The 26,140-nt window shown below is 42.4% G+C and carries 21 protein-coding genes; 13 read left to right on the plus strand and 8 right to left on the minus strand.

Going from position 1 to position 26,140, the window contains the following annotated elements:
• Positions 1-68: 68 nt before the first annotated feature.
• Positions 69-1,484: a rhodanese-like domain-containing protein gene (locus MB380_RS17300; RefSeq protein WP_253528860.1), complete on the minus strand. Its 1,416-nt coding sequence runs from the start codon at positions 1,482-1,484 to the stop codon at positions 69-71.
• A gap of 77 nt (positions 1,485-1,561) precedes the next feature.
• Positions 1,562-2,368: a sulfite exporter TauE/SafE family protein gene (locus tag MB380_RS17305; protein ID WP_253528863.1), complete on the minus strand. Its 807-nt coding sequence runs from the start codon at positions 2,366-2,368 to the stop codon at positions 1,562-1,564.
• Between the two features lie 239 nt (positions 2,369-2,607).
• On the opposite strand from MB380_RS17305, the gene MB380_RS17310 reads away from it, so the two are divergent.
• Positions 2,608-4,482 carry a beta-N-acetylhexosaminidase gene (locus MB380_RS17310; RefSeq protein ID WP_253528866.1) on the plus strand — a complete coding sequence of 625 codons (1,875 nt, stop codon included), beginning with the start codon at positions 2,608-2,610 and terminating at the stop codon, positions 4,480-4,482.
• Positions 4,483-4,551: 69 nt separating this feature from the next.
• Here MB380_RS17310 and MB380_RS17315 read toward each other — a convergent pair whose 3' ends face one another.
• Positions 4,552-5,736, minus strand: a complete 1,185-nt coding sequence (locus tag MB380_RS17315) for a hypothetical protein (RefSeq protein WP_253528884.1) — start codon at positions 5,734-5,736, stop codon at positions 4,552-4,554.
• A 148-nt stretch (positions 5,737-5,884) separates the two neighbouring features.
• On the opposite strand from MB380_RS17315, the gene MB380_RS17320 reads away from it, so the two are divergent.
• The 3 genes from MB380_RS17320 to MB380_RS17330 all read left to right on the plus strand — a co-directional run bounded on the left by MB380_RS17320 (position 5,885) and on the right by MB380_RS17330 (position 10,374).
• On the plus strand, positions 5,885-7,234 hold the full coding sequence (locus tag MB380_RS17320) for a DEAD/DEAH box helicase (protein ID WP_253528885.1): 1,350 nt from the start codon (positions 5,885-5,887) through the stop codon (positions 7,232-7,234).
• A gap of 56 nt (positions 7,235-7,290) precedes the next feature.
• A complete protein-coding gene (locus tag MB380_RS17325; RefSeq protein WP_253528895.1) occupies positions 7,291-8,328 on the plus strand; it encodes a twin-arginine translocation signal domain-containing protein in 1,038 nt (345 codons plus the stop codon).
• A gap of 141 nt (positions 8,329-8,469) precedes the next feature.
• The gene (locus tag MB380_RS17330; RefSeq protein WP_253528898.1) at positions 8,470-10,374 is read left to right on the plus strand and encodes an AAA domain-containing protein; all 1,905 of its coding nucleotides are present in this window, start codon (positions 8,470-8,472) and stop codon (positions 10,372-10,374) included.
• Here MB380_RS17330 and MB380_RS17335 read toward each other — a convergent pair.
• Positions 10,371-11,309, minus strand: coding sequence for a LysR substrate-binding domain-containing protein (locus MB380_RS17335; RefSeq protein WP_253528901.1), 939 nt, complete (start codon positions 11,307-11,309; stop codon positions 10,371-10,373). The two genes, MB380_RS17330 and MB380_RS17335, sit on opposite strands and share 4 nt — an antisense overlap.
• A gap of 256 nt (positions 11,310-11,565) precedes the next feature.
• On the opposite strand from MB380_RS17335, the gene MB380_RS17340 reads away from it, so the two are divergent.
• Both MB380_RS17340 and MB380_RS17345 read left to right on the plus strand, forming a co-directional pair.
• Entirely contained in the window at positions 11,566-13,923 is a 2,358-nt protein-coding gene (locus MB380_RS17340; protein WP_253528904.1) for an ABC transporter permease, read from the plus strand.
• Positions 13,924-14,027: 104 nt separating this feature from the next.
• Positions 14,028-14,324 carry a hypothetical protein gene (locus tag MB380_RS17345; protein ID WP_253528906.1) on the plus strand — a complete coding sequence of 99 codons (297 nt, stop codon included), beginning with the start codon at positions 14,028-14,030 and terminating at the stop codon, positions 14,322-14,324.
• A gap of 83 nt (positions 14,325-14,407) precedes the next feature.
• Here the strand turns inward: MB380_RS17345 and MB380_RS17350 are convergent, their stop codons facing one another.
• Positions 14,408-15,490: an AI-2E family transporter gene (locus MB380_RS17350; protein ID WP_253528908.1), complete on the minus strand. Its 1,083-nt coding sequence runs from the start codon at positions 15,488-15,490 to the stop codon at positions 14,408-14,410.
• Positions 15,491-15,630: 140 nt separating this feature from the next.
• Between MB380_RS17350 and MB380_RS17355 the strand changes: the two genes are divergently transcribed.
• Together MB380_RS17355 and MB380_RS17360 are read left to right on the plus strand one after the other, a co-directional pair.
• Entirely contained in the window at positions 15,631-16,446 is an 816-nt protein-coding gene (locus MB380_RS17355; RefSeq protein ID WP_253528918.1) for a hypothetical protein, read from the plus strand.
• Between the two features lie 163 nt (positions 16,447-16,609).
• On the plus strand, positions 16,610-17,899 hold the full coding sequence (locus MB380_RS17360) for a sterol desaturase family protein (RefSeq protein WP_253528921.1): 1,290 nt from the start codon (positions 16,610-16,612) through the stop codon (positions 17,897-17,899).
• Positions 17,900-17,975: 76 nt separating this feature from the next.
• Here the strand turns inward: MB380_RS17360 and MB380_RS17365 are convergent, their stop codons facing one another.
• On the minus strand, positions 17,976-18,896 hold the full coding sequence (locus MB380_RS17365) for a patatin-like phospholipase family protein (RefSeq protein ID WP_253528924.1): 921 nt from the start codon (positions 18,894-18,896) through the stop codon (positions 17,976-17,978).
• Positions 18,897-19,208: 312 nt separating this feature from the next.
• On the opposite strand from MB380_RS17365, the gene MB380_RS17370 reads away from it, so the two are divergent.
• Complete coding sequence (locus MB380_RS17370; protein WP_253528927.1) at positions 19,209-20,183, plus strand: polyprenyl synthetase family protein; 975 nt, start codon at positions 19,209-19,211, stop codon at positions 20,181-20,183.
• Between the two features lie 136 nt (positions 20,184-20,319).
• Positions 20,320-21,171, plus strand: coding sequence for a serine hydrolase (locus MB380_RS17375; protein ID WP_253528929.1), 852 nt, complete (start codon positions 20,320-20,322; stop codon positions 21,169-21,171).
• 5 nt (positions 21,172-21,176) lie between these two features.
• Here the strand turns inward: MB380_RS17375 and MB380_RS17380 are convergent, their stop codons facing one another.
• Entirely contained in the window at positions 21,177-21,632 is a 456-nt protein-coding gene (locus MB380_RS17380; RefSeq protein ID WP_253528935.1) for a beta-carotene hydroxylase, read from the minus strand.
• Positions 21,633-21,793: 161 nt separating this feature from the next.
• On the opposite strand from MB380_RS17380, the gene pafA reads away from it, so the two are divergent.
• From pafA to MB380_RS21865, 3 genes are all read left to right on the plus strand, one after another.
• Positions 21,794-23,425 carry an alkaline phosphatase PafA gene (gene pafA / locus MB380_RS17385; RefSeq protein WP_253528936.1) on the plus strand — a complete coding sequence of 544 codons (1,632 nt, stop codon included), beginning with the start codon at positions 21,794-21,796 and terminating at the stop codon, positions 23,423-23,425.
• A gap of 179 nt (positions 23,426-23,604) precedes the next feature.
• Entirely contained in the window at positions 23,605-24,771 is a 1,167-nt protein-coding gene (locus MB380_RS17390) for an amidohydrolase family protein (RefSeq protein ID WP_253528942.1), read from the plus strand.
• On the plus strand, positions 24,768-24,899 hold the full coding sequence (locus MB380_RS21865) for a hypothetical protein (RefSeq protein WP_256503996.1): 132 nt from the start codon (positions 24,768-24,770) through the stop codon (positions 24,897-24,899). The genes MB380_RS17390 and MB380_RS21865 overlap by 4 nt, the downstream gene beginning before the upstream one ends.
• Before the next feature lie 51 nt (positions 24,900-24,950).
• Here MB380_RS21865 and MB380_RS17395 read toward each other — a convergent pair whose 3' ends face one another.
• Positions 24,951-26,036 carry a hypothetical protein gene (locus tag MB380_RS17395; protein WP_253528950.1) on the minus strand — a complete coding sequence of 362 codons (1,086 nt, stop codon included), beginning with the start codon at positions 26,034-26,036 and terminating at the stop codon, positions 24,951-24,953.
• Between the last annotated feature and the right edge of the window lie 104 nt (positions 26,037-26,140).

The raw sequence follows: 26,140 nt of genomic DNA on the forward strand, positions 1-26,140 counted from the left end.
AAAATAAACGTCTGCGGGGTTGGGTTCTGTTCACTCCCTTTAAAGATCCTGCCGTAGAAAACACCGAATTAAACCAGGTTAACAATAGTTTCTTCTATTGCCACTGTATTACCTGTTTTTACCCACTCGTTCATACCACCCGAGTAATTGCTAATGCGCTCAAATTCGTTTTTTTTCAGTATAGAATATCCAATGGCGGCTCTGTCGCCTCCCTGGCAGTAAATCACAACCTCTTTGTCTTTATTCAGCTTATCAAGATTTTGCGGAAGTGTGCCAATAAATACATTTTCGGCGCCAGGTATGTGTCCGGTTTTATATTCAGATGCACCTCTTAAATCAATGAGTTGAATGTCATCAGTGCTGGCCATATTCCTGAATTCATCAATAGTCAGCACATGGCTTACTTCAAGTTCAATACCCAGGTTATTTACATCATTAATATACCCCAGCACGTTATCAAGGCCTATGCGCATTAGTTTGCGGGTAAGGTCTTCAATCTGCTTATCTTCAGCCACCAGCATAAATGGCTCCTGATAATTCAAAAACCAGCCCATCCAGGTAGCAAAAGAGTTATTACCCTGAACATTCAGGCTCCCGGGTACGTACCCGGCTGCAAAATCAGCCTTATTGCGGGTATCAATCAGCTTTATTCCTGCAGCCAACCCTTCCAGCACCTGCTCGGCGGTTAACTTTGTCTGTTCGGGTACCGTTGTTAACAAGGGTCTGTCTGTCTTGTTAAGCATTTTCATCATGGCAAAGTACTTAGGAGGTTCAGGCTGGTCAGCCAACAGATTCTCCGAAAAACCTTCGGGGTCTTCCGGGTATTGAAAAGCCCAGTTTCTTATCTTCTCATAGCCTACTGTGGTGCTGGCTACAGCGCCCAAAGCCTTACCACAGGCCGAACCAGCCCCATGCCCTGGCCAAACCTGCACGTAATCAGGCAGTTGCTCAAACTTCTGCAAAGACTGATACATTTGTCTGGCACCTGCATCCATAGTACCTTTTAATCCAGCGGCTTTTTCCAGTAAGTCTGGTCTGCCAATATCGCCGACAAAAACAAAATCTCCGGTAAACAGCATAACGGGCGCACTGGAGGCTGGCGTATCTGTCAGAAGAAAACTGATGCTTTCTGGCGTGTGCCCCGGTGTATGCAGCACCTCAAATTTCAGATTTCCTACCTTAATAAGACTACCGTCTTTCAGCGCTATGTGGTCAAAAGCATATTGCCAGTCGGGGCCGCCTTCATCTGACAGGTACATACCGGCACCGGTAATGGCAGCCAGTTCTCTGGCACCTGAAAGGAAATCGGCATGAATATGCGTTTCAGCAATATGTGTAATTTGCATATTGTTCTGCCGGGCTATTTCAAGGTAGGTATCTACATCTCTTTTGGGGTCAATAACCATTGCCACACCGGCTTTCTGGCAGCCAATAAAATAACTTCCCTGCGCCAGCGATTTGTCGTATATATGTTGAAAAAACATCTTTAGATTAGTTTAATTTTGTTACAAATTTATTATTCATACCTTTTCATGTCTGTGACTTATATTACGCAAGGCTGTTATTTTAACACCAGCTCTTTTAATAGTATGTAGGTACCCATCAGAAGCACAAACCAGCCAAAGCCTTTCTTTAGTTTTTCGCCTGCAATAAACTTTGAAAGATACGTGCCTGCAAAAATGCCTACTACAGACAAGGCCGTAAATTCGAGCAGAAATGGCCAGTCTACATCCAGATTAGACAGGTCGCCCAGAAAACCAATCAATGATTTCGCCGCGATGATAAGCAATGAAGTACCTACCGCCGACTTCATGGGCAGGTGGGCAAACAATACCAGTGCCGGAATAATCAAAAAACCACCTCCGGCGCCCACCACACCTGTCAGGGTTCCTACTACTGCGCCTTCCAACGCAATCATAAAATAATTAAATCTGATTGCCCCGTCTTCCGCATCTGCCTGCTGTTTTTTATTTTTGATCATAGAATAAGCAGCCGCCAGCATAATAATGGCGAAAAACAGCATTACCCCTAAATTTTTTGAGAGTTCAAAACCACCAACTGCCAGAATAGGGTCTGGTATGGCAGGCACCAGATATTTGCGGGTAAGAAAAACAGTAATGAATGAAGGCACAGCAAAAACCAAAGCGGCCTGATAATTAACCAACTTTTGCTTCATGTAATTGGCCGACCCGACTAATGACGTAGTACCCACTACAAAAAGAGAATACGCCGTTGACAACACAGGGTTTACATGCAGCAGATAAACCAGAACCGGCAGGGTAAGAATGCTCCCGCCACCACCTATCAGGCCCAGGCTTATGCCAATTAACACTGAAGAAGCAAATCCTAAGATTTCTGTAATATTCATTTTGCAATACATTTTAATAACGATTGCAAAACTAGATTTTACCCGGCCGCCAATTGGTGATAATTGTTACATACCCCTGCATATCTGGTTAAATAATTGTTATATTGCCTTATGTGCCTGCAAAAGTCTGTGCAGGGCTATTGTAACCCCACAAATTACCTGCATACAGAAATATTTGTTTGCCCTGCCTTTTTTTGATTACTTTGGGGCCTGTTTCGACTCAAAACCTAAATTTTCTTATGAAAAGAAATATTGTTCTGCTTCTGCTAAGCATACTTACCTGTAATGCTTTTGCACAAAATATTATTCCTAAGCCTGTTGAAATTGAAAGTCTAGCCGGGGTATTTAAAATTAAAGCGGCCACAACCATAGGCGCCAGCGATGAAGAAAGCCGTAAAATTGCTGCCATGCTGGCTGCCAAACTAAAAAATGCGGCAGGTTTTGCGCCCGTCATAAAAAAGACCGGGGCCATTCAGTTTAGTATTAACACTACCCCAAATAACAAAATCGGTGACGAAGGCTATACACTACATGCCAGTAGCGCAGGTGTAAAAATTGCGGCCAACAAGCCTGCCGGTTTGTTTTACGGCCTGCAGTCTTTATTACAATTGCTACCTAAAGAGATTGAAAGTAAAACAGTGGTTAAAAACGTAAGCTGGACAGTACCGGGCGTAAAAATCACCGATTATCCGCGTTTCGGATGGCGCGGGTTAATGCTTGACGTAAGCCGTCACTTCTTTCCGAAAGAAGATGTAAAACGCTATATTGATGATATGGTTCGTTACAAATTCAATACCCTGCACTGGCACCTGACCGATGATAACGGCTGGAGAATTGAGATAAAATCTTTACCAAAACTAACTGAAGTAGGCGCATGGCGCGTGGAAAGAGCCGGAAGATTTGGCGACAGAAAAGACCCGCAAGACGGCGAACCTGCCACTTATGGGGGCTTTTATACACAGGATGACATCCGAGAGATTATTAAATATGCGGCAGACCGTGGCGTAACCATTTTGCCCGAGGTAGACGTACCCGGCCATAGCATGGCTGCATTAGCGGCTTATCCTGAGCTTTCGTGTTCTAAAGACCCTAAAACAAAGGTAAACCCGGGCACCAACTTTGCCGAATGGTATGGCGATGGCAAGTTCAGAATGTTTATAGACAACACATTGAACCCTTCAGACGAAAAAGTATATGATTTTCTGGATAAAGTGTTTACCGAAATGGCCGCCTTGTTTCCTAACAAATACATTCATGTAGGTGGCGACGAATGTTACAAGGGTTTCTGGGAAAAAGACCCCGGTTGCCAGGCGCTTATGAAAAAAATGGGTATGACCCACGTAGAAGAATTACAAGGCTACTTTATGAAACGGGTAGAAAAAATACTGAACGCCCGAGGCAAACAGCTATTGGGTTGGGATGAAATTCTGGAAGGTGGTATATCGCCAACGGCTACCGTTATGAGCTGGCGTGGTGTAAAAGGTGGTATTGAGGCCGCCAAAATGAAACATAATGTGGTTATGACCCCCACTACCTTTGCATACCTTGATTACATCCAGGGCGATGCCAGCATTGACCCTCCCATCTACGCTTCGTTACGCCTGAGCAAAACCTATAGTTTTGAGCCTGTGCCAGACGAAGTTGATGCCAAATACATTTTAGGCGGGCAAGGTAATTTATGGACAGAGCAGATTCCGACGATCCGTTATGCTGAATATATGACCTACCCGAGAGCCTGGGCGTTGTCTGATATCTACTGGTCGGCAAAAGGAAGTAAAGACTGGGCCAACTTTACAAAACGCATGGAAGCCCATTTTGACAGAGCGGATGTGGCAGAAATGGGGTATTCGAAAGCCGTTTATGATGCTATTATAAATACAAGCATTAAAGATGGCAAGTTAATGGTTGAGCTGGCCTCTGAAATGCCGGAAATTGATATCTATTACACTACTGACGACACCATGCCGGATAATTTCTCTAAAAAATACACTCAGCCGATTGAAATCGCTGATGCACAGGTAACCTTAAGAATTGTTACTTACAAGAATAAATCAGCAGTTGGACACCTGATTACATTAAAACGAGAAGATTTGTTGAAAAGAGCAGGGAAATAGTTTACAACTGAAATAAAAAAGCGAGGCTTACAATGGATGTATGTCTCGCTTTTTTATTTGCAAACAAATTTAAGGCAAGGTATACCGTAAAGTCTTCCAGCTTGTTTCTCCTGCCTGCTTGGTGGTATTGACAAAAAACTCTTTGTCAGACAACCACCCGAAATTAGCTACGTCAGATATCTGCCATGTTTTATGTGTGTTGAGGTTATATACCCATAAATCCGGATTATTGGCGGCATCACTCGCAAATAGCATGTATTCGTCTTTAGGCGAAAATATTACCCATTCAAGGTTATAAGCCCATTCAAAAATCTGTTTTGCTTGTATTTGCCCTTCCTTACTGACAGAAAGCTTCACTAATTCTTTCAATGCACCGCCTGAGTTCAGTTTGTTTCTTAACTGAATAATGCTACTTCCATCGTTAGACCACTTGAAAGAATAAAAACTATCTGCAGAAAACTGCTTGTTTTCTTTGGTAACCAGATTATAAATATACAATCCGGTTTTATCATAGTCGGTATATGCCAGCTGCGTGCCATCCGGCGAAAAGTCATAGTTCCAAATTCTTGCCCCAGTGGGTAAATTTATTTCTACAAACTTCTTTGCTGCTATATCATAGAAATCAAAAGCGCGCTCTTTATTTCGGGTGGTTTCCAGAAACAATTGAGTCCCCCGCCCATTAAAACCTTTTACCAGATAAATCTTGGCAGACGTATTCTTAAAAATCACCTGCTTCTGTTTATCTACCCAATTCTGTAAAACAGTCTCTCCTGTATTTATATCTGTATAGGCAAGATACGGGCTGGTGGCAGAACTATTCATATACAAACTTTTGGGCAACTCCAATATTGTATCCTTAGGCTTCAGTGTATTGGTGGTAAACATTATCTGCCTTGCAAAATCAGTTTTCACACCTTTTTTTATACCTTTTACTGAAACATAATAGGTCTGGTCTGGCTTTAAGTTTTCCAGTTTTAGTGTCTCCTCGCTGGTGGTTTTCAGCAATTGCATATTGCTAAGCCCCGAAGAGCCTTCTGAAAGCCAGACCTCGGCGGCATCAAAGCTAGTAGGTACCGGGCCACTCAGGCTTTTAAATGTATAAGCAGTTATGGTAAGTAAAACATCATCGTTTACGTTTCTGGCCAAAACTGCCATATTAGAAATCTTGTCGTCAGGCGAAGGTTCATTTTTCTCCCCGCAAGCGTTGGCAATAAAAGCCAGCAGAAATATTAAAGCTATGGTTACTTTTTGCATAAATAAATGGTATTTAAAAACCCTGACTTGCATTTCGGTAAAAGGTTGGAAAACAGTATTAATTAGTCTAAGATTTTTTTATTATGTACTTTTGCAGTTAATAATCAGGAGTTAAGCCTTAAATTTTGGCTTGATTGAACAGAAATACATGGAAAATTCTTTTGAAAAATTTGAGCTGAACCGTCAGTTGCTGAATGCCATTGAAGACAGCGGATATACCACGCCCACACCTATACAGGAAAAGGCCATACCGCTGATAATGAAAGGGCATGATGTACTGGGTATTGCTCAGACGGGCACCGGCAAAACAGCTGCTTATCTTTTGCCAGTGCTAATGAAAATAAAATACGCTCAGGGCCACATGCCCCGCTGCATTATTTTTGCACCCACCCGCGAACTGGTAATACAGATAGATAAGGCAGTGGCAGAACTGGCCAAATATACCGATTTACGCCACACCGCCATTTATGGTGGGCTAGGCCCCAAAACACAGATTGAGACCATCAAGAAAGGCATAGATATAATTGTAGCCACACCGGGCAGATTCATGGATTTGTACCTTCGCGAAGAAATAGGCGTAAAAGAAATAAAAGTAATGGTGCTTGACGAAGCCGATAAGATGATGGACATGGGATTTATGCCACAGATACGCAAAATTCTGGAGGTGATTCCGCGAAAAAGACAGAATCTTTTGTTTTCGGCCACTTTTGCTGATAAAGTTGAGAAACTTTCAGAAGAATTTCTTGAGTTTCCGCTACGGGTAGAGGTTACCCCGCAGGCCACTACAGCAGAAACAGTAAAACAGCGTATGTATGAGGTACCCAATGCACAAACCAAGCTGAATCTGCTTAAATATATCTTTGAAACAGAAGAAGTACAAAAAGCTATCATTTTTACGCGTTCAAAAGAAGTGGCCGACCACGTTTATAATTCAATGGTGCAAAAGATTGTGCCATTCAATAAAATACGTGTCATACATGCCAATAAGGGCCAAAACACCCGTATTAACTCTATGGATGCGTTCCGTGAGGGCAGTGTAAGTGTTTTGGTGGCCACAGACGTGGCAGCAAGAGGAATCGACATTCTGCAGGTATCACATGTTATTAATTTCGATGTACCCATTATTTATGAAGACTACGTACATCGTATCGGCAGAACCGGGCGTGCCAATCATGTTGGTGAAGCTATAACCTTCCTGACATCTCCGGAAGATTATCACATCAAAAAAATTGAGAAGATAATCCGCATGGAGATTCCGCGCATGCAGATACCTGAAGAGGTAGAAACTCCTGCCACGCCTTTTGATGAACGCCAGAATTATCTCAGAGAAATTGACGACCAACGCAAGAAAGAAGACCCGACGTTTCAGGGGGCTTTCCATGAAAAGAAAGTCAGATTCCCAGTCATGAAAAAAAGCAAACCGGCTACATCGGCAAGAAAAAAACACTCACCGGATAAAAGAAAAAGCACGACAAAAAAATCTGCAAAACGCAGATAATAAAATATTTATATTAACTTGAGTCGCAAAAGTACTGATATATTCAACCTCCTATCATGAATCATTACCTGAACCGACGCGATTTTTTCAAGCTTGGCGGACTGGCAACTGCTGCAACTTTATTACCGGGCCTTACTTACGGCAAAAATGATGAAATTATCATTGGCCATAATACCCATAAATACCGTATCCGGAAAGGTTGGGGTGTGCTGGATGCAGCGCAGAATCCGGTTAACGACTGCCACGAAATGGTGGAAGACGCCAAAGGGCGTCTTATACTTTTAACCAATGAAACCAGAAACAACGTATTGATTTACGACAAATCGGGTAAGTTGCTGGACACCTGGGGAAACTCCTATCCGGGTGGGCATGGGCTGACCATAGGCGGCCAAGGCACCGACCAGTTTTTGCTCATTTGCGATACTGACCGCCACCAGGTAATAAAAACCGACCTGAGCGGTAAAGTACTATTTAAAATAGATTATCCGAAAGAAACCGGCGTCTATGAATACCCCACACAGTTTAAACCAACTGAAACAGCGGTAAATCATGCCAACGGAGATATTTACGTTGTTGACGGCTACGGCCTCAATTACGTAATGCAATATGACGCCAAAGGGAAACTGATACGCCATTGGGGCGGTAAAGATGAGTTTAAATGTAACCACGGGGTGATTGTTGACACCCGCAACAAACAGAAACCCACCTTACTGGTAACATCACGGGTAGAAAACTGCTGGAAACGCTATACCCTTGATGGCAAATATATATCAACCATTGCCCTACCGGGCACATTCATTTGCCGGCCGGTGATTAAAGGAGATACCCTTTTCGGTGCTGCTTTCCGGTCAACCACAGAGGGCAACGTTAACTCCGGATACATAACAATTTTAGATAAAAACGACAAAGTGGTTTCAACGCCGGGTGGTAGTGAACCTATCTATACCAACGGTAAGCTGGAACCCCAGTTTAAACAAGACCCGTTTAATGTTTTTATGCACCCGCATGATGCTTACATGGACTCTGACGACAACATTTACGTACCGCAGTGGAGTTCTAAAAAAACGTATCCTGTTAAACTGGAGAGGGTGTAAGTTTACGACCATTGTATCTGAAAGCGGTTGTCTGGTGTATCAGACAGCCGCTTTTTGCTTTTCTTGGGGTCTTTTTGTCCGGATTACGGCCTGCAAACAGTAGATAACCCAAAACCGCATTTTTAGTGCTACCTTTGCTGCATGAATTATTTCAGAAAACTACTGGACTTACTCCGGATTGAGCGGGAAGAAGACCACAATCAATACATAAAACAAACCGAACAAAGCTCTGCTGCCGACCGTAGAGCTAAAGGGCTATGCTGGTATCCAATTGCTATCAGAGGCATGGAAATGAGCCGGGGAGATTACCTGACCGTTGAAGTTGAGCGAACCACCCATCAGGACATTGCCCACCAACTAAGAACCGGCATGCCGGCCGTGCTTTTCAGTAACTACGATGCCAAAAATGACAAGGTTGAAGGTACAATTGCTTTTCAGCACAATAACAGGCTTAAGATAACGCTCCGAACTGATGAACTGCCCGACTGGAGCCGGGATGGTAAGTTGGGCATTGATGTGCTGTTTGATGACAACAGTTATGACGAAATGCAGGAGGCACTGAAACAGGCATCTGCCATCAGCGAAAAACAAGAGGGCAAGCTGATAGATATACTGATTGGAGAAAAACCGCCTACTTTTCAGACTGAAAAACCTGTTTTTTTGGGTGGAAATCTGAATGAATCGCAACAATCGGCAGTTGAAAAAATATGGCAAGCCAACGAACTGGCCATTGTGCATGGTCCACCCGGCACAGGTAAAACTACTACCCTGGTGCAGGCCATTAAGGCCTTATGGCAAAAAGACCATAAGCCCATTCTGGTAGTAGCACCCAGCAACACTGCAGTAGATTTACTAAGCGAGAAACTGCACCTGGAAGGCCTGAATGTGCTGCGTGTGGGTAACCCGGCCCGGGTAACCGAGAGACTGATGGCCTTGACGCTCGACAGCAAAATGGCAGAACACAGCCTGATGAAAGAGGCAAAAAAGCTAAAAAAACAAGCGCAGGAATACAAAAACATGGCGCATAAGTATAAACGTAATTTCGGAAAAGCCGAGCGTGACCAGCGTAAACTACTGTTTGACGAAGCCCATAAGATAATGAAAGAAGTGGGTAATTCAGAGCAGTACATGATTGACGACATTGTTGCCAGGGCTCAGGTAATTACGGCCACCTTAGTAGGGGCAAACAATTACACGGTTAAAAATCTGAAGTACCATACCGTGGTGATTGACGAAGCCGGACAAGCCCTTGAACCTGCCTGCTGGATACCCATTCTTAAAGCACAAAAAGTAATTCTGGCCGGCGACCATCTTCAGCTTCCACCGACTATCAAATCAAATGAGGCAGCCAGAGGCGGGTTGGCCACTACCCTGCTCGAAAAACTCGTCAGCCTGCATCCGGAGGCTGTGGTGCTGCTGGAAGAACAATACCGTATGAATGAACAGATTATGGGTTTTTCGTCGAAAGTATTTTATGAAAACCGTCTGAAAGCCAATAGCACTGTGGCAAATCATTTATTGTTTAAAAATGATTTTCCAGTTGTTTTTATAGATACGGCGGGGTGTAGCTTTGATGAAAAACTGGAAGGCACGAGTACCACCAATCCCGACGAGGCCGTGTTTGTGTTCAAACACCTGCATGCACTTGTGGCAGAGTTAAAAAACCAAGGCTATACACCAGAGAAGTTCCCTTCTGTTGCAGTTATATCGCCCTATAAAGAGCAGATTAATCTATTGCAGGCACAGTTAGAAAGCAGCCCCGATTTACAGGATTACCGGGCTAAGATTTCGGTTAATACCATAGACAGTTTTCAGGGGCAGGAACGCGACATTGTGTACATCAGCATGACCCGAAGCAATGCTGAAGGCAGTATCGGGTTCTTATCAGACATCCGCCGGATGAACGTAGCCATGACACGCGCCCGAAAAAAACTGGTAATTGTAGGCGACAGCGCCACGCTGGCTTCGTTTCCGTTCTATGCCGATTTCATTGCCTATACCGAGCAACTGAACACCTACCAAAGCGCCTGGGAATTTATGGATTAAATTTCAACCACAAATTGGCCGTCCGGGTTTTCGGGCAATACCTTATTTACTGCCTCTTTTATTTCCTGTTGCAGTACTTCCAGCAACCGGGTTTTTATAAAGTGGCGGTAGGTAACCAGGCTAATCTCGCGCACAGGCACGGGCGACATAAACTCCCGTATCTGGCTTTTCTTTTTGTCGTCAAAATTGATGATGGCCAGTTCGGGTATTACCGTTATGCCTTTGTTGATTTCTACAATTTTCAACAAAGACTCAATACTGCCGGCCTCATATTCCAGATTCCCCAGGTCGGTATTCTTCTTGCGCAGCTCGCACAGGTTCATCATTTGTGAGCGTAAACAATGCCCCTCTTCCAGCAGCCAAAGGCGATTCACATCAATATCCTCAGGTATTATATACTTTTTGTTCAGCGTTTCTTCACTATCCGACACAAAAGCCACCAGTTTTTCATAAAACAACGGATATTCCTTTATACCCTCTGCATTAATGGGTGTGGCCAGAATCCCCACATCTATCTGGTCATTGCTTAGTTGTTCAATTATCTGCCCGGTGTTAAGCTCACTGATACGAACCTTTACCTGCGGATATTTTTTTAGGAGGTCGTATAAAAACAGCGGTAGCAGATAAGGCGCCAGGGTAGGAATTATACCAATTCTCAGTTGGCCCTGTACTTCTTTTTTTACTGCTCTGGCTACTTCTTTCAAGATTCCGGTTTCTCTTAATATTACCTGCGCCTGGGCTATAATCTTTTTGCCGGTATCGGTGGGTACCACGGGTTGCTTGCTGCGGTCGAATATAATTACCTCCAGTTCTTCTTCCAGTTTTTTCACCATCATGCTAAGGGTAGCCTGTGTTACAAAGCACGCCTCGGCCGCTTTCATAAAATGACGGTGCTTATCAACCGCCACTATGTATTCCAATTGTTGTATATTCAACGTAAATAGATTTTATCTATGCAAATATACAAAACATCAACCCTGTTTAACACCTTAACGCTTCTAAAAATGCAGCTGTAGTTGCGGCTGAAAGGCAGCAAAGCAGGTTTGTCCATATATGAACAAAGAACTGTCCGTTTTCGGACAGTTAACCACAGGCAAAAAAAACATAAAATACTATATATCAACCATTTATATTTATTGGTATAGGGTTTGCAGATGCTTTATTCAAAGACCTGTTCCTTAATACAAAATTATGATAAGAAATTACTTGAAAGTTGCCTGGCGCAATTTATGGAAAAACAAAACATTCAGCCTGCTCAACATTATGGGTCTGGCTTTAGGTATGACCTGCAGCCTGCTTATTATGCTATGGTTGCAGGATGAATTACAAAAAGACAAGTTCCATAAAAACGGTAGCAGGCTTTACCGGGTTATGGAAAACCAGTTTTACGCCGGAGAAGTAGTTACCTACCCTTCCACTCCGGGCATTTTGTCTCAGCATATTACCAAAGACATTCCTGAGATTGAAATGGCCAGCCAGATTCTCTGGGAAGAATCTCCACTTTTTACGGTAGGCGATATCTTTGAAAAAGAAAAAGGCCGGTATGTAAACGGCGATTTCCTGAATATGTTCAGTTTTGAACTGGCAACAGGAGATGCCCGCACAGCACTGAAACGCCCCGACGGGGTGGTTATTTCTAAAAGAATTGCAGATAAGTACTTCCCTAATCAGGACCCTATGGGCAAAATCATCCGGGTTGATAACCGTGATGACGTAATGGTAACAGGTGTACTTAAGCAAATTACAGAACAGTCTTCTCTCAAGTTCGACTTTCTGATGAGCTATGACCGTTGGCTTAAAACCAACGAATGGGCCAAAGAATGGAGTAATAACGGGCCAAGATGTTACGTAATGCTCAACAAAAACGCCGATATCAAAAAGGTTCAGGCCAAAATAAAGGGCTATATCAAAACCAAAAATAAAGACAGTAACGTTGAGTTGTTTCTGCAACCTTATGAAGACGTTTATCTGTACTCTAATTACAAAGCAGGTGTACAAGATGGCGGCCGTATAGACTACGTTAAGATGTTCAGCATTATAGCTGTTTTTATTCTGGTAATTGCCTGCATCAATTTCATGAACCTGGCCACGGCGCGTTCGGTAAAACGGGCTAAAGAGGTAGGCGTACGCAAAGTAGTAGGCGCATTAAGATACTCTCTGATAGGCCAGTTTCTGGGAGAATCGCTAATTATCGCATTTTTAAGCTTGATTTTCGCCATTTTACTGGTATTTCTGATACTGCCGGCGTTTAACACGCTTACCGACAAACACCTGAGCCTTAATTTTACCGACCCGCTTTTCCTGCTTATTCTGCTGGGCCTTACCATCATTACGGGTTTAGTAGCTGGTAGTTACCCGGCTTTGTTTATGTCATCGCTCAAACCTGTAGTGGTTCTGAAAGGCAGCCTGAAATTTAAACCCAGCGCTACGTTTTTCAGAAAAGGACTGGTTGTATTTCAGTTTTCACTTTCTATCATGCTTATTGTAGGCATGATGGTGGTGTACCGACAAATCCAGTTTATCCAAACCAAAAACCTGGGCTTCGACAAAGAAAATCTGATTTTTTCGCCTATTGAAGGAGACCTCCGTGCCAATTTTACGGCCTTCAAGCAGGAGTTACTCAATATGCAGGGCATTAAATCTGTTACCAGCTCGCAGGCGGACCCACTGCAGGTTGGAAGCTCAACGCAGGGGGTGACTTGGCCCGGTAAAGATACCACCAAGACAATCCTGTTCTCACAGAATCCGGTTTCTTTTGATTATCTGGCAACGATGGGCATAAAATTAAAAGACGGGCGCGATTTCTCACCGTCTTTCAGCACAGATACCTCCAATTATATTATTAATGAAGAGGCAGCAAAAAAAATGGACATGAAAGACCCGGTTGGTAAAGAAATGACCATGTGGGGCAAAAAAGGCACTATTATTGGTTTGGTAAAAAGTTTTCATATCAATTCGCTGCATGAGAGTATTCCACCACTGATTCTTAATTTTCAGAGAGGGAAAGAAAACTGGGGTCAGATAATTGTGCGGGCAGAGGCAGGAAAAACCCGCGAAGCCCTGGCAAGTATGGAAAAAGCCTACAAGAAATTTAATCCGCGCTTTCCGTTTCAGTATTATTTTACTGACCAGGAGTTTGCCGACCAGTATAAAGGCGAAAACGTGGTAAGCAAGCTGGCTAATTACTTTGCATTTCTGGCCATTTTTATCTCTTGTCTGGGTTTATTTGGTCTGGCCATGTTTACCGCCGAACAACGCACTAAAGAAATTGGCGTAAGAAAAGTACTGGGCGCAAGTGTATTTAGTATTACAGCTATGCTGTCTAAAGATTTTCTGAAATTAGTGTTTATTGCCGCTTTGATTGCGTTCCCGCTGGCGTGGTATCTGATGAAAAACTGGTTGCAAAAATACGCCTATCGTATTGAAATCCAGTGGTGGTTCTTTTTGGTGGCGGGTTTAGTAGCCGTGGCAATTGCTTTGCTGACTGTCAGCTATCAGTCAATCAAAGCAGCTTTGATGAATCCGATGAAATCTCTTAAATCTGAATAGAAACAAGCAAATGGCATGTAGCATGGGGCAAAGGGTTTTTCACCTTATGCCCTTTGCCTTTACCCCCCTGCTCCGTTGTCTTCTGCTCTAAACCAAATGAAACAATGGCACATATAGCTGTACCGATTCCGTCGCTTCCGGGTAAGCAGGATATCGAAATCGAAGTAACCATCAATGGTTTAAAACAAGAATTGCATTACAGAGTAGAGCTATTTTATTGGGACGAGTGCGAGTTTCCGATAATTGACCGCGCTGAGTGCATCAGAAACATGCTGGCTAGGTACGACCAGGACTGGACGCTCTATTACATTGGCGCCCCCACAGAAGCGTTTGTGCCTATTACTTTTGTAAAACGAACCGATTTACCATTACAACGAAAACTTGCCGGAGCCGAAATTTGATACAACTTTACCTACCCATCTATCAACCAGATTAAACATAACCCGGTATTGAATTGTGCTGGCAATGGCACCAATACCGGGTTTTATCTTTCTACACGCCATTTCTTTACATCATTATGGTCGGCATCGCCAATCAGAAATCCGTAAGGACGCAGGCTTTCTATAGAATCGAATATCACTTTTATGATGGCCGTTATAGGTAATGCCAGCACAAGGCCAGACAACCCCCATAAGTTGCCAAAAACAATAAGCGCTATAATAGCCGCCATTGAATTGACACTCACCTTTGAGCCCACCACATAAGGTGTAATAAAATTACCCTCAAGAAACTGCACTCCTCCAAACAAAGCCGCTACCCCTAATGCATACCAGGCCGAATCTTTGGTAATTAAAGCAAACACTATGGGCAGTAAAGAACCAATGGCCACGCCAATGTAGGGTATAAGCACTAGTATGGCTGCAAAAAAACCAAAGAAAAAGGCGTGCTCAATACCCATAATAAACAAACCCAGGGTGTTTAGTATGCCAATAATACCAATTACTATAATAAGACCTACCACGTAATTGACAATTACATCTTTCACCTTTTTCAAGACAACGTCTACCCGGTGGTTACTTACCGGCTTTAATGCTTTATAAAAAAACACACGGATGAAGTCGCGATAGAGCAACAATAAAAATATATAAAGCGGAATCAGGGTCAGGTTACCTAACAGCCCGGTGGTTGTTGATAACGTATTGGTAATGATAGAACTATTGTTTTTCAGCAGTTCAGTCAGGTATTTCTGTCCTTCTATCCGCTGTTTGGTTCGGCTGATATGAAAAGTATCACGAATCAACAACTGAAAACTGCGGTACCATTTCTCGGCTTTTTCAGTAAGTTGTGGCAGCACCTCTTCCAAATCTATTATCTGTACGTATATCATATAGCAAAACAGGCAGAAAAACGAAAGGGCAATCAGAATAGACATAAAAATAGCCAGCCAGCGCGGCACCCCGTATTTTTCAAGAAACTGCGATACCGGCAATAAAAGCAGCGCAAACAGCCCCGAAAACGTGAGCGGTATGAGCAAATCTTTCAGGATGTACATACCGTAAATGATAATTACCACCGAAATAAGCACATACGCTAGACGGGTATAAAATGGCTGCTGACGGACCTTCATACAGAGAGGTTAGAAATAAATTGGATACTATTAATTAGGAAACTTTCTGAAACAATCCAAAAATAGCTAACTTGTTTGCGATATTCAAACATTTACAATGAATTAAAAAAATCCGCATATCGATGTTGTTTAAATTTTATATGTTTTTGTTTTCAATGAAAGTGGCGCTTTGCAATTGCTATCCTGAAATTCATAAAAGTGGATTTAATAGAGCCAAAGCCCATTACAAAATATCAAAAACCGGAGAATTAAAGGGAGTAGTGAATGAGAGTTCGGGGCTTACACCTTCTGCAAAACCTGGGCTATACTGGACCCACAACGACAGCGGTGGAAAACCAGAATTATACCTTGTAGATACGAATGGAAATGTATCTGACACCCTGAAAATCAGCAATAGTAAAAATGTTGACTGGGAAGACCTTACCCACGATACCCACGGCTACATTTATATAGGCGATTTTGGCAATAACAGCCAGAAACGAAAAGACCTGGGCATTTACAGATTTAAAGATGGCCAGACAGATAAAATAACGTTTCGGTATGCAGACCAGACGGATTATCCGGCAAAGGAGACGGTGTTTGATTGCGAGGCTTTTTTCTGGTTTAACAACAACCTCTATTTGTTTTCTAAGGATAAATCAAAAAAACATGTATCGAAACTGTATGTAATGCCAGACAAACCCGGCGATTATACAGTAAGCCCCATAGACAGTATTTTTTTAAAAACGCAGGTTACCGCTGCTGATGTAAGCCCTGATGGTAAAGAATTTGCACTGCTTACCTATGGCAAAATCTTTACTTTTGAGATTACGAATGGAAAGATTGATTTCTCTAAACCCAAAGGATGTATTAAGTTTGACCGTAAACAGACCGAGGCTATTGCATATAGTAACAATACTGATTTTATTGTTACCAACGAGCAACGCAGTGTTTACACGCTAAGAAAAAAGAAGTAACCCGGCGGCAATTTGACTACCTTCTGGCAGATAAGCCATCATTCAAGACTCGCCGCCAGGTCATGTGCATTCAACGTACCGAACCTGCTTTTCTGCAAAAAACTTTATTTTTTCTCTGAATATTACTATCTTTGATCTAAAATTATTATGCAGGCATATTTAAATGGAAACCTACGGCAAAATTCTTAACATAGCCATGCCGGTCTTTCTGGCATTGGTTTTATTAGAAAAACTCTATGGATGGGCTATCAGGAAAGAGTCATTCAAAACCATGGATATGCTCTCAAGCATGAGCTCGGGCTTTACCAATATTATTAAAGATGTATTAGGACTAAGCGTTTCTATTATCACTTATGACTACATGGTAAAACACTGGGCTATTTATAAAGTTGAGTCTACTATCTGGGTTTATATCATTGCTTTTATTGCCTTAGACTTCTCTGGCTACTGGATACACCGCCTGAGCCACCAGATAAATTTCTTCTGGAACAAACACGCCATCCATCATAGCAGTGAAGAGTTCAACCTGGCATGTGCGTTACGGCAAAGTATTTCTTCGTTCGTTAATCTATTTACCGTTTTTCTGCTTCCTGCTGCATTGCTGGGGGTTGACAGCAAAGTAATTGCCATTGTGGCACCCTTGCATTTATTTGCGCAGTTCTGGTATCACACTGTCTATATTGGCAAACTGGGCTTTCTTGAAAAAATCATAGTTACCCCGTCGCACCACCGGGTGCATCATGCCATTAATCCGGAGTATCTGGATAAAAACCATGCGCAGATATTCATTATCTGGGACAAACTCTTTGGCACATTTCAGGAAGAGCTACCCAACATACCCCCGGTTTATGGTATTACAAGACCGGTAAGCACCTGGAACCCGATTAAGATTAATTTTCAGCATTTGTGGTTACTGATGCAGGATGCTTACCATACCGCTAGCTGGCGCGACAAACTGCGAATATGGTTTATGCCTACCGGCTGGAGACCCACCGACGTAACAGAAAAGTATCCGGTTTTTAAAATTGAAGACCCTTATCATTTTGAAAAATACGCGCCTAAGTCTTCATTGCTGATGCAAACCTGGATCTGGGTGCAGTTCATTTTCACATTTGCGCTCATCAGTTATTTCTTTGCTAACCTGTCTGCCATTGGTAGCCCGGGTATCTTTATTTATGGTGGCTTCGTTTTTCTGATTGTTTTCAGCTATTCAGAGCTGATGGACAGAAACCCTTATGCCTTGCTGTACGAAATCCTTAAAAACCTGGCTGGTCTGTTTATTATTTATTACACCGGCAACTGGTTTGGTATCAGTACGCAGATACCCTGGGCGGTTTATGCCATTTCTTCTTATTTTATATTATCTACATTGGTAACCGCATATTTTGTTTTTTACGACATCCGGAAAGATCTGACAGTTGCCAAAGTAACCTTGCAGGAAGTAGCACAATAGAAAGAGCGCTTTTCTGAACCTAAAAAGAGGGTCTGCAGAATTAAATCTGAGACCCTCTTTTTTGGTTAATTAACAGCTACTTCACACGTTCAAACAACTTTTTGTAGGCGTGTTCATATCCTTGTTTAATTACCTCTCTGATATCGTTTGAGTTGAAATCCGTCAATTCCAGATGAATCGGCTCGTCAGGCCTGATAATATTCAGATTTACTTTTCTGGCCAGTTTAAAAGAACCAATCGTCATATAATTTTCGGCATAGTTTTCGGCCCATTCAATATCACTGTTTTCAAACTGGTTCACAGTTATGTCTTTTACGCGTTCTATAAGGCTCAGAAAATTGCGGTAGTTAAAATGCTCAAGCGGGCGATGCTTGGGGTGCGTAGCTATGCAATAAATTTCAGTGGCGCCGTCTTCAATGGCTTTTTTTACGGGTACCACCTCTCTTAGGCCCCCGTCCATATATGCCTCGCGGTGGTCGCCGCCAATTTGTATCGCCGGCATAATAAACGGCAAAGAGCTACTGGCCCGCAGGTAGTCCAGAAAATGTTGTTCCATGGGGTCGGCGTATTTCATGGCTCCGGTATTAATATTTACAGCGCCTACTTTCAGATAAACCGGACTCTTACGCAACAGGTTGGCATCAAGGTATTTTTTGAGTTTATCATGCAACGGATTAGTATCAATCAGGCCATTGAAGCGGCTCATGATGGTATCAATGCCCAATGAGAATCTTGATTTCAGGATACCGATATCGCTTGGGCGGGTTATGTTTTCAAGCCAGAATTTAAGCAGTTTTTTATTGACCAGGTCCCAGTTTATTTCACCTGTTTCAACGTGCTGCCGCCCGGCTTCATTTACCATAAAACTGGCATTAAGTGCACCCGCCGAAATGCCATAAATCATTTCAGGCTTAAACCCGGTTTCTAAAATTGCCTGAATGGCCCCTACCTGCCATGCTCCTTTCAGCGAGCCTCCCCCCAAAACTAATGCCTTCATGAATAGTGGTTAAGTTAATTTAGATAAGCGAATTAGGAAATATTTACTAATTATTCAAATATACCGTACAAAATTAAATTTGGCTATCATTATTATCAGTTTTATATTTGAGCAAATTTTGAATACTATAACATACGCCAATTGTTGTAATCTGAAACCAGATTCAGAAATCTTATTAAAGTAAAACAATTACCATATTTATTTGCATTAAAGCACTAATTATAGTATTATTTACTTAGTTCTGCATTAAAAATCAGGTTTAGGTTGTAACATTGCACTCTAAGAGTAAGCTATCTACTTGCTCAGGTCTAAATGTCTTTAAGTATAAAGCAAATACAGGCTCCGATTGAACAGGAGTTAAAAATTTTCGAGAAGAAATTCCGTCAGTCCATGAAAACTGATGTAATGCTGCTCGACCAGATAATGAGTTATATCGTACACCGTAAAGGCAAGCAGGTACGCCCTATGTTTGTTTTTCTGACGGCCGGTACGTTAGGCCCTATCAGCGAATCTACACACCGTGGAGCAGCCATGATTGAATTGCTTCATACAGCCACCCTGGTACATGATGACGTAGTGGACGACTCAAACTACCGACGTGGATTCTTCTCTATCAATGCGCTCTGGAAAAACAAAATAGCAGTGCTTGTGGGCGACTACCTGCTGTCGCGGGGGTTGCTGCTCAGTGTTAAAAATCAGGATTTTCAGTTGCTTGAAATCATGTCTACGGCCGTAAAAGAAATGAGCGAGGGAGAGCTGTTGCAAATGGAAAAAGCCCGCAGGCTTGATATAACTGAAGACCTTTACTATGACGTTATCCGGCAAAAAACTGCTTCTCTCATAGCTTCCTGCTGTGCCGTTGGGGCTGCTTCTGTGGGTGCAGATGAAACCACAATTGCCCAGGCCAAACTATTGGGAGAAAAAATTGGCATGGCGTTTCAGATAAAAGACGATTTGTTTGACTACGGAGATGCCGAAATCGGTAAACCTACCGGTATAGATATCAAGGAGAAAAAGATGACACTTCCGCTCATTTATGCCCTGAACAATGCCGGTTGGTCTGAAAAACGTAGGATTATAAATCTTGTAAAAAACCATTCTGAAAACCCTAAGAAGGTTGACGAGGTTATTACGTTTGTGAAGCAGTCAGGTGGTATTCATTACACTACCGACGTCATGAAACGCTATGTGGCAGAAGCCAAAGAAATACTGTTTACTTTCCCTGAGTCTGTCTACCGCCAGTCATTACATGATCTGATACAGTTCACCATTGAACGCACCAAGTAAACTTTTCCAATCAAAAGGCATTAATCTTCAATAAAAACAAAATTGATTAAATTTACCGTAAAATTAATTTTTACAATTAATTCGATACATTCAATCAATATATTATTTTCAGAATATTTTTTATTTTCAAAATAAAATGAAAATACATTTATTATTCCCGCTTTTGTTCGTTTTTTCAGCCATTGCATACGGGCAACAATCCATGCAAAAGAGTATAGACGTAAATAAACTGAATGACTACCTGCGGCAGCTTCCGGCAACAATAAAAGTATCTATGGTAGTAGAGAGCGTTACAGGGCATAGGTATTTTGCTTTCAGACCTGAAGCAAAAGTACCGGCTGCGAGTGTGATTAAGATACCTGTTCTGATAGAACTGATGGAACAGGCAGGGAAGCAGGAAATAGAACTGACTAAAATTTATAAACTAACCGCGGCAGATAAAACCGGAGGCTCAGGCATTATAGCCGGTATGCCTGATGGCAAGGATTTTACGCTCAGAGAACTGGCTCAGGAGATGATACATTCTAGCGATAACACAGCTACCAATGTGCTGATACGAGAAGTAGGCATGAAAGCAATTAATGATAATTTAATAAGGCTGGGTAGTACGCATACCCGCCTGAACCGTATAATGATGGATACACTGGCCGCCAGACAAGGCCGGGAAAACTATGTAAATACGGTAGAAATTAACGATTTGCTTCGTAAAATTTACAACAACAAAGTAGCAACACCGGCTTTGTGTAAAGAAATGCTGGAAATACTGAAAAACTGTGCCGATACCACCACCATACCAAGATACCTGCCCAAGCAGGTGGCCATAGCCCATAAGACAGGAGAATTGAGCTATGTACGTGGAGATGCCGGTATTGTTTATACCGGCAACCCGTTTATATTATCTGTATTTGTTGAAGGTTTTAGCGAAATGAGCCAGGCAGAAAAAATTATAGGTGATTTAGCCCTGATATGCTGGGAAAGCCTGAAATAAAGAACTCAATCCCGTTTTTTGGGTTCATATTTGGGTGGAGCATACAAAAACCCGAATGCCTCGGCGCCCTCTTTGGTATGTACCCTGTGGTGCACATAATGCGCATTAATAATTCTTTTGAGATACTTGTTTTTGGCCACAAACTTTATTTTTACTCTTCTGTGCACGATGATGTCATGAAAAACAAAATAAGCTACGCCATAGCAGGTAACGCCTGCGCCTATCCAGGTAAGGTACCAGAAGTCAGGATTCAAATCGCCATAAATAATGGTTGAAGCAGCCACAATACTAAAAACAATGGCGTAGTAATCGTTTTTTTCAAAAAAACCCTTGTGGTGATTATGGTGGTCTCTGTGCCAGTTCCAGCCGAAGCCGTGCATAATATATTTGTGCGAGAACCAGGCCATAAATTCCATAAAGCAGAAAGTGCCTGCTACAATTGCCACTTTTATTAAAAACATTTTAGTGCGGTTATTTTAGGTTTAAATCTATAAAATTTTCGTTATCGTCTTCTTAACACAAAATTAGCGTCGAATGTTTGAAAAAGCATCCAGAAGATTTATAATTTTGAACCCTGTTCAATCCGTAACACCAATAATATTCTATAAATAAATTTTAATCAATGAAACGTCTTATCTATCTACTACTGTTGTTAAGCCTGCCTGTCTTAGCACAAAAACCACAGAAGGCAGCCACACCTGCCAAACCTAAACTGGTGCTGGGCATTATGGTTGACCAGATGCGCTATGACTACCTGGAGCGTTATTACAGTAAATATGGCAACGGAGGCTTTAAACGACTGATGAATCAGGGCTTTAACTGCCGCAATAACCATTATCATTATGCCAGCACCATAACAGGCCCAGGCCACGCTGCGGTATATACGGGTTCAGTACCGGCCGTGAATGGCATTATAGGCAATGACTGGTATGACCCTTTTCTTAATAAAGTAGTCTATGTGGCCGAAGACACAACGGTAACTGCCGTAGGAACCGACATAGCCGGCACAGAAGGCAAGCGGTCGCCGGTGAATATGAAAACCACAACCATTACCGACCAGTTGCGTCTGGCTACGCAGTTTAAATCTAAAGTAATTGGTATTGCCGCCAAAGACCGTGGAGGTATTCTTCCGGCGGGGCATTCGGCCAATGCGGCTTACTGGTTTGATGGCAAATCGGGCAACTGGATTACGAGTACCTATTACATGAAAGAACTGCCGGAATGGGCAAAAGCGTTTAACGCCAGAAAATTGCCAGACTATTACAAAAGCCAGAAATGGAACACGTTATTCCCGATTGAGCAGTACACTGAAAGTGATGAAGATAATCAGGAATATGAAAACGTAATGAGTGGTGAGAAACTGCCGGTTTTTCCGCATGCTATCAATAATAACAATGCCATTCTTACTTCTCCGTTCGGCAATAACATGACCAAAGAAATAGCTTTGGCTGCATTGAAAAACGAGAAAATGGGCCAGGGCCAATATACCGACTTCCTTTGTGTGAGTTTCTCTTCACCAGACTACGTAGGCCATGCCACCGGAACGCATTCTATTGAAACCGAAGATACCTACCTGCGCCTTGACAAAGACATTGAAGAAATTCTTAATTATCTGGATGCCACGCTAGGAAAAGGCACCTACACGGTTTTTCTGACTGCCGACCACGCTGCGGCTGATATACCGGCTTTTTTACGTAAAAATAAATTGCCCGGTGGTGTTTGGGAAGGCTCAAAAGAAGTAAACTATCTGAATGGCCGAATTACAGAGAAATACGGCCCCGGCAAATGGATATTGTCTACAGATAATTATCAGTTGACCATGAACCGTGAACTGATGAAGAAAAACAATGTGAGCATGAACGATATGTTCAAACTGGTAAAAGAAGAACTGATTTCATTGGGTTCGCCGGTTTATCAGGTGGTTAACTTCCATGATATGGCCAATACGGTTATCCCGCCGTTTTATAAAACACTGGTTGAAAACGTATATAACCCTAAACGCAGTGGCGATTTTATGATTCTGCTGGAGCCGGGCTGGTTCCATAGCGGAAGCAAAAAGGGCACCACCCATGGCACTATGTGGCAATATGACCGCCACGTACCACTTTTATGGTATGGCTGGAATATACCTGCAGGAGAAACTACCGAACAAACCTATATATCAGACATTGCCGCTACGCTTGCCGCCTTGCTTAAAATTCAGGAGCCGAGCGGTTGTGTGGGTAAGCCTATACAAGCTATATTAAAGAAGTAGGCTGTATAATGGCTACCATCAGGCAAGCCGGAAAACACTAAATAAAAAAAAACGTTTTTCATGACCACAGGAAGGATTATCTTTCCGGTCTGGAAAACGTTTTTTCGTTTACAGTACATATAGCCAATGCAACTATTTCTTTATTTTGAACATCTATCAATCAACATAACCTCAATAAAATGCGTCCGTATCTATCCTTCATTCTCGTTTTTATATCGTTGGTCTCCTCGGCACAAAAACCCGGCAATTACCTCATTCAGGTAGGGAAACTATATGATGCCGAACATAAGAAGTTCGTTACCAATCAGAAAATACTTATTGAAAACGGCATTATTAAAGATGTAGGCGCTCAGGTAGCTCAAAAGAAAGGAACAAAAATCATTAATTTAAGTAACTGCACAGCCACTCCGGGGCTAATTGATATGCACAGCCATTTGTTACTACACCAGAAACAGACGGCTGATGGCATGGTGGAAGGCTCAAAACTGGCAGTGGCAGAACGCCTGAAGAAGGGACAGGAATTTGCGAGACAAAATCTGGAGGCAGGCTTGACAACGCTAAGGGATCTGGGTAATTCAGGGCAATATCTGGACCTTGCACTTAAAAAACAACTAACCGGAACAACCGCACCAACCTTGTACATATCGGGGCCTATTATTAGCCCTCTGGGTGGTCAGTTTGGTAAACTGGCCCCTGCCGACAGTTTTGTTATTAAACAGGAATACAGAGTTGTAAAAGGCGCTGATGATGCACGGGCTGCTGTGCTTGAACACATAAAAATGGGTATAGATGTGATAAAAGTTTGTATGAATACTGATAACCGTGTTTTAGCTCCTGACGAAATTGGTATTATTGTAAAAACTGCGCATGAAAACGGTATTCCTGTAACTGCACATGCTACTTATGACGAATCGGCGCGGGATGCCGTTATGGCGGGTGTCAATGGCATTGAGCATGGCTACGTCTTATCTGACAGCACGCTTGAATTGATGGCTAAACGCGGCACCTATCTGGTGCCGACAGATGTAACCAAAGAGCAGGCCATGATTCTGGTAGATGGCGTGGGTATGAAAGGTAAAGAGGCCGAAAATTATGCTAATAGTTTTCTGAAAAGCGTACATGAAAGGCTGAATCGTGCGGTAAGCAAGGGCGTTACCATTGTAGCAGGCTCTGATTATTACCTCAACATTGATGCCTTACCCCGTGTCAAAGGCGCCGTAGGTGTAATATTATCATATCATGAGGCGGGCATTCCGGTCACTGAAGTATTGCAATATGCCACGGTTAATGCCGCTAAAGCCCTCGGCGCATCTGAAAGCATCGGAGATATAAAAAAAAAGGCATGAAAGCTGATATTGTGTTTTTCAACAGAGATCTTGAAAATGATTTTGCAAGAAGCCTGTATGAAGTAGAGATGGTCTTAAAAAATGGGGTTGCGGTATATACAAATCCTGGAAAGCAAAAATCAAAATAAGATTTTAGTACTAATAAAGCCGGGAAAATTAACTCCCGGCTTTAAAAGCTATCATGGCAAGTTATATTTAACATAAAGGCCTTCAGAATGCTCAAACTTGCCATTCTGTACATCGTAATGAGGCTCAACGCGTAACGAAACATTTAACCCGTCTATCACTTTCCAGTCTCTTACCAATCTCAGAAGCAGAATGCTACGGTAGGCTTCGTACCAGTCTGAATACCCAAATTTACGCGAGTATGACTGGAACAAATCGTTACCCATTGGCGAATTGAAAAAATGGCCAAACCAATAACTTACCCCAACCTGATATTTAGGATTCTGCCAATAGCTGTTCAGGTAATAGGCGCTTCCCTGAAAAGGCGACTCATAATAGCTTACATAATAATTATCGGCTGTCAGTGTCTGCGTCTTGGTTAGTTCTTTCTGTACCCTTACCCCTACTGCACTATTGAATAGTGTGCGTACCGGCTGAGTTGACTGAATATTCTGCCCGCCCATATGATAGATACTACCCTGTACCAGCCCTTTCAGTTTAAAGCCCTTCACCATTACACCAGGGCTTATAAAAGACGTGCCTCCCCAGATATACTCCTGACGGGTTTGTCCGGGGCTGGTACTTTGTTGCATATCAATCCAGGAATCAAAAAATGTTTCATCTTTTATGTCTGTTTTGCCAATGGTACCTGTCTTATTGTATTTAACCTGTATTCCACGTTCAAGCGGATTAGTAACCAAGCGCTCGAAACTCATCATGGGTTCTATCATCCGGTGGTTAATGTTGGCATCGAGATTACCAATCAGAAACTGCCAGTTATTCTGTTTAATAAGCACAGTAAAAGTAGGTTCAAGGTCTTTAAGTCCTTTCGCGCCAAAGTCTTTACGGGCAAATCCGCCCAATTCTAACAGTACTTTTTCATGTGGCTGATAACTTATTCTGGGGTTTATATAAGTACCTAAAAGCGTGTAGCCGTCTGCTATATAATTAAAATATTCGTTGTTTCTCACATAGCTTAACGCCGAAAACCTGAATTGAACTTTTCCAAGTTTAGACCTACTATAAGAATAGGTATCCTCGAGCGATGTTGTATTGGTCTGGGCCTGCAGTTTCAAGGAGATGGCAAGCAAAAATGTCATACAAAAAATTTTCCAATTATAAAATCCGTTCATCATTAAAAAAAACCGTTTATCATTTTTTAAGTGTGCAATATTCATATTTTATATATCTTTGTATTGTAATC

The sequence above is a fragment of the Emticicia sp. 21SJ11W-3 genome (genome assembly GCF_024138715.1).
Lineage (GTDB): Bacteria > Bacteroidota > Bacteroidia > Cytophagales > Spirosomataceae > Emticicia > Emticicia fluvialis.

Coding starts and splice junctions, on each gene's coding strand:
- MB380_RS17300 (WP_253528860.1), bottom strand. CDS start 1,484: ATGTTTTTTCAACATATATACGACAAATCGCTGGCGCAGGGAAGTTAT.
- MB380_RS17305 (WP_253528863.1), bottom strand. CDS start 2,368: ATGAATATTACAGAAATCTTAGGATTTGCTTCTTCAGTGTTAATTGGC.
- MB380_RS17310 (WP_253528866.1), top strand. CDS start 2,608: ATGAAAAGAAATATTGTTCTGCTTCTGCTAAGCATACTTACCTGTAAT.
- MB380_RS17315 (WP_253528884.1), bottom strand. CDS start 5,736: ATGCAAAAAGTAACCATAGCTTTAATATTTCTGCTGGCTTTTATTGCC.
- MB380_RS17320 (WP_253528885.1), top strand. CDS start 5,885: ATGGAAAATTCTTTTGAAAAATTTGAGCTGAACCGTCAGTTGCTGAAT.
- MB380_RS17325 (WP_253528895.1), top strand. CDS start 7,291: ATGAATCATTACCTGAACCGACGCGATTTTTTCAAGCTTGGCGGACTG.
- MB380_RS17330 (WP_253528898.1), top strand. CDS start 8,470: ATGAATTATTTCAGAAAACTACTGGACTTACTCCGGATTGAGCGGGAA.
- MB380_RS17340 (WP_253528904.1), top strand. CDS start 11,566: ATGATAAGAAATTACTTGAAAGTTGCCTGGCGCAATTTATGGAAAAAC.
- MB380_RS17345 (WP_253528906.1), top strand. CDS start 14,028: ATGGCACATATAGCTGTACCGATTCCGTCGCTTCCGGGTAAGCAGGAT.
- MB380_RS17350 (WP_253528908.1), bottom strand. CDS start 15,490: ATGAAGGTCCGTCAGCAGCCATTTTATACCCGTCTAGCGTATGTGCTT.
- MB380_RS17355 (WP_253528918.1), top strand. CDS start 15,631: ATGTTTTTGTTTTCAATGAAAGTGGCGCTTTGCAATTGCTATCCTGAA.
- MB380_RS17360 (WP_253528921.1), top strand. CDS start 16,610: ATGGAAACCTACGGCAAAATTCTTAACATAGCCATGCCGGTCTTTCTG.
- MB380_RS17365 (WP_253528924.1), bottom strand. CDS start 18,896: ATGAAGGCATTAGTTTTGGGGGGAGGCTCGCTGAAAGGAGCATGGCAG.
- MB380_RS17370 (WP_253528927.1), top strand. CDS start 19,209: ATGTCTTTAAGTATAAAGCAAATACAGGCTCCGATTGAACAGGAGTTA.
- MB380_RS17375 (WP_253528929.1), top strand. CDS start 20,320: ATGAAAATACATTTATTATTCCCGCTTTTGTTCGTTTTTTCAGCCATT.
- MB380_RS17380 (WP_253528935.1), bottom strand. CDS start 21,632: ATGTTTTTAATAAAAGTGGCAATTGTAGCAGGCACTTTCTGCTTTATG.
- pafA (WP_253528936.1), top strand. CDS start 21,794: ATGAAACGTCTTATCTATCTACTACTGTTGTTAAGCCTGCCTGTCTTA.
- MB380_RS17390 (WP_253528942.1), top strand. CDS start 23,605: ATGCGTCCGTATCTATCCTTCATTCTCGTTTTTATATCGTTGGTCTCC.
- MB380_RS21865 (WP_256503996.1), top strand. CDS start 24,768: ATGAAAGCTGATATTGTGTTTTTCAACAGAGATCTTGAAAATGATTTT.
- MB380_RS17395 (WP_253528950.1), bottom strand. CDS start 26,036: ATGACATTTTTGCTTGCCATCTCCTTGAAACTGCAGGCCCAGACCAAT.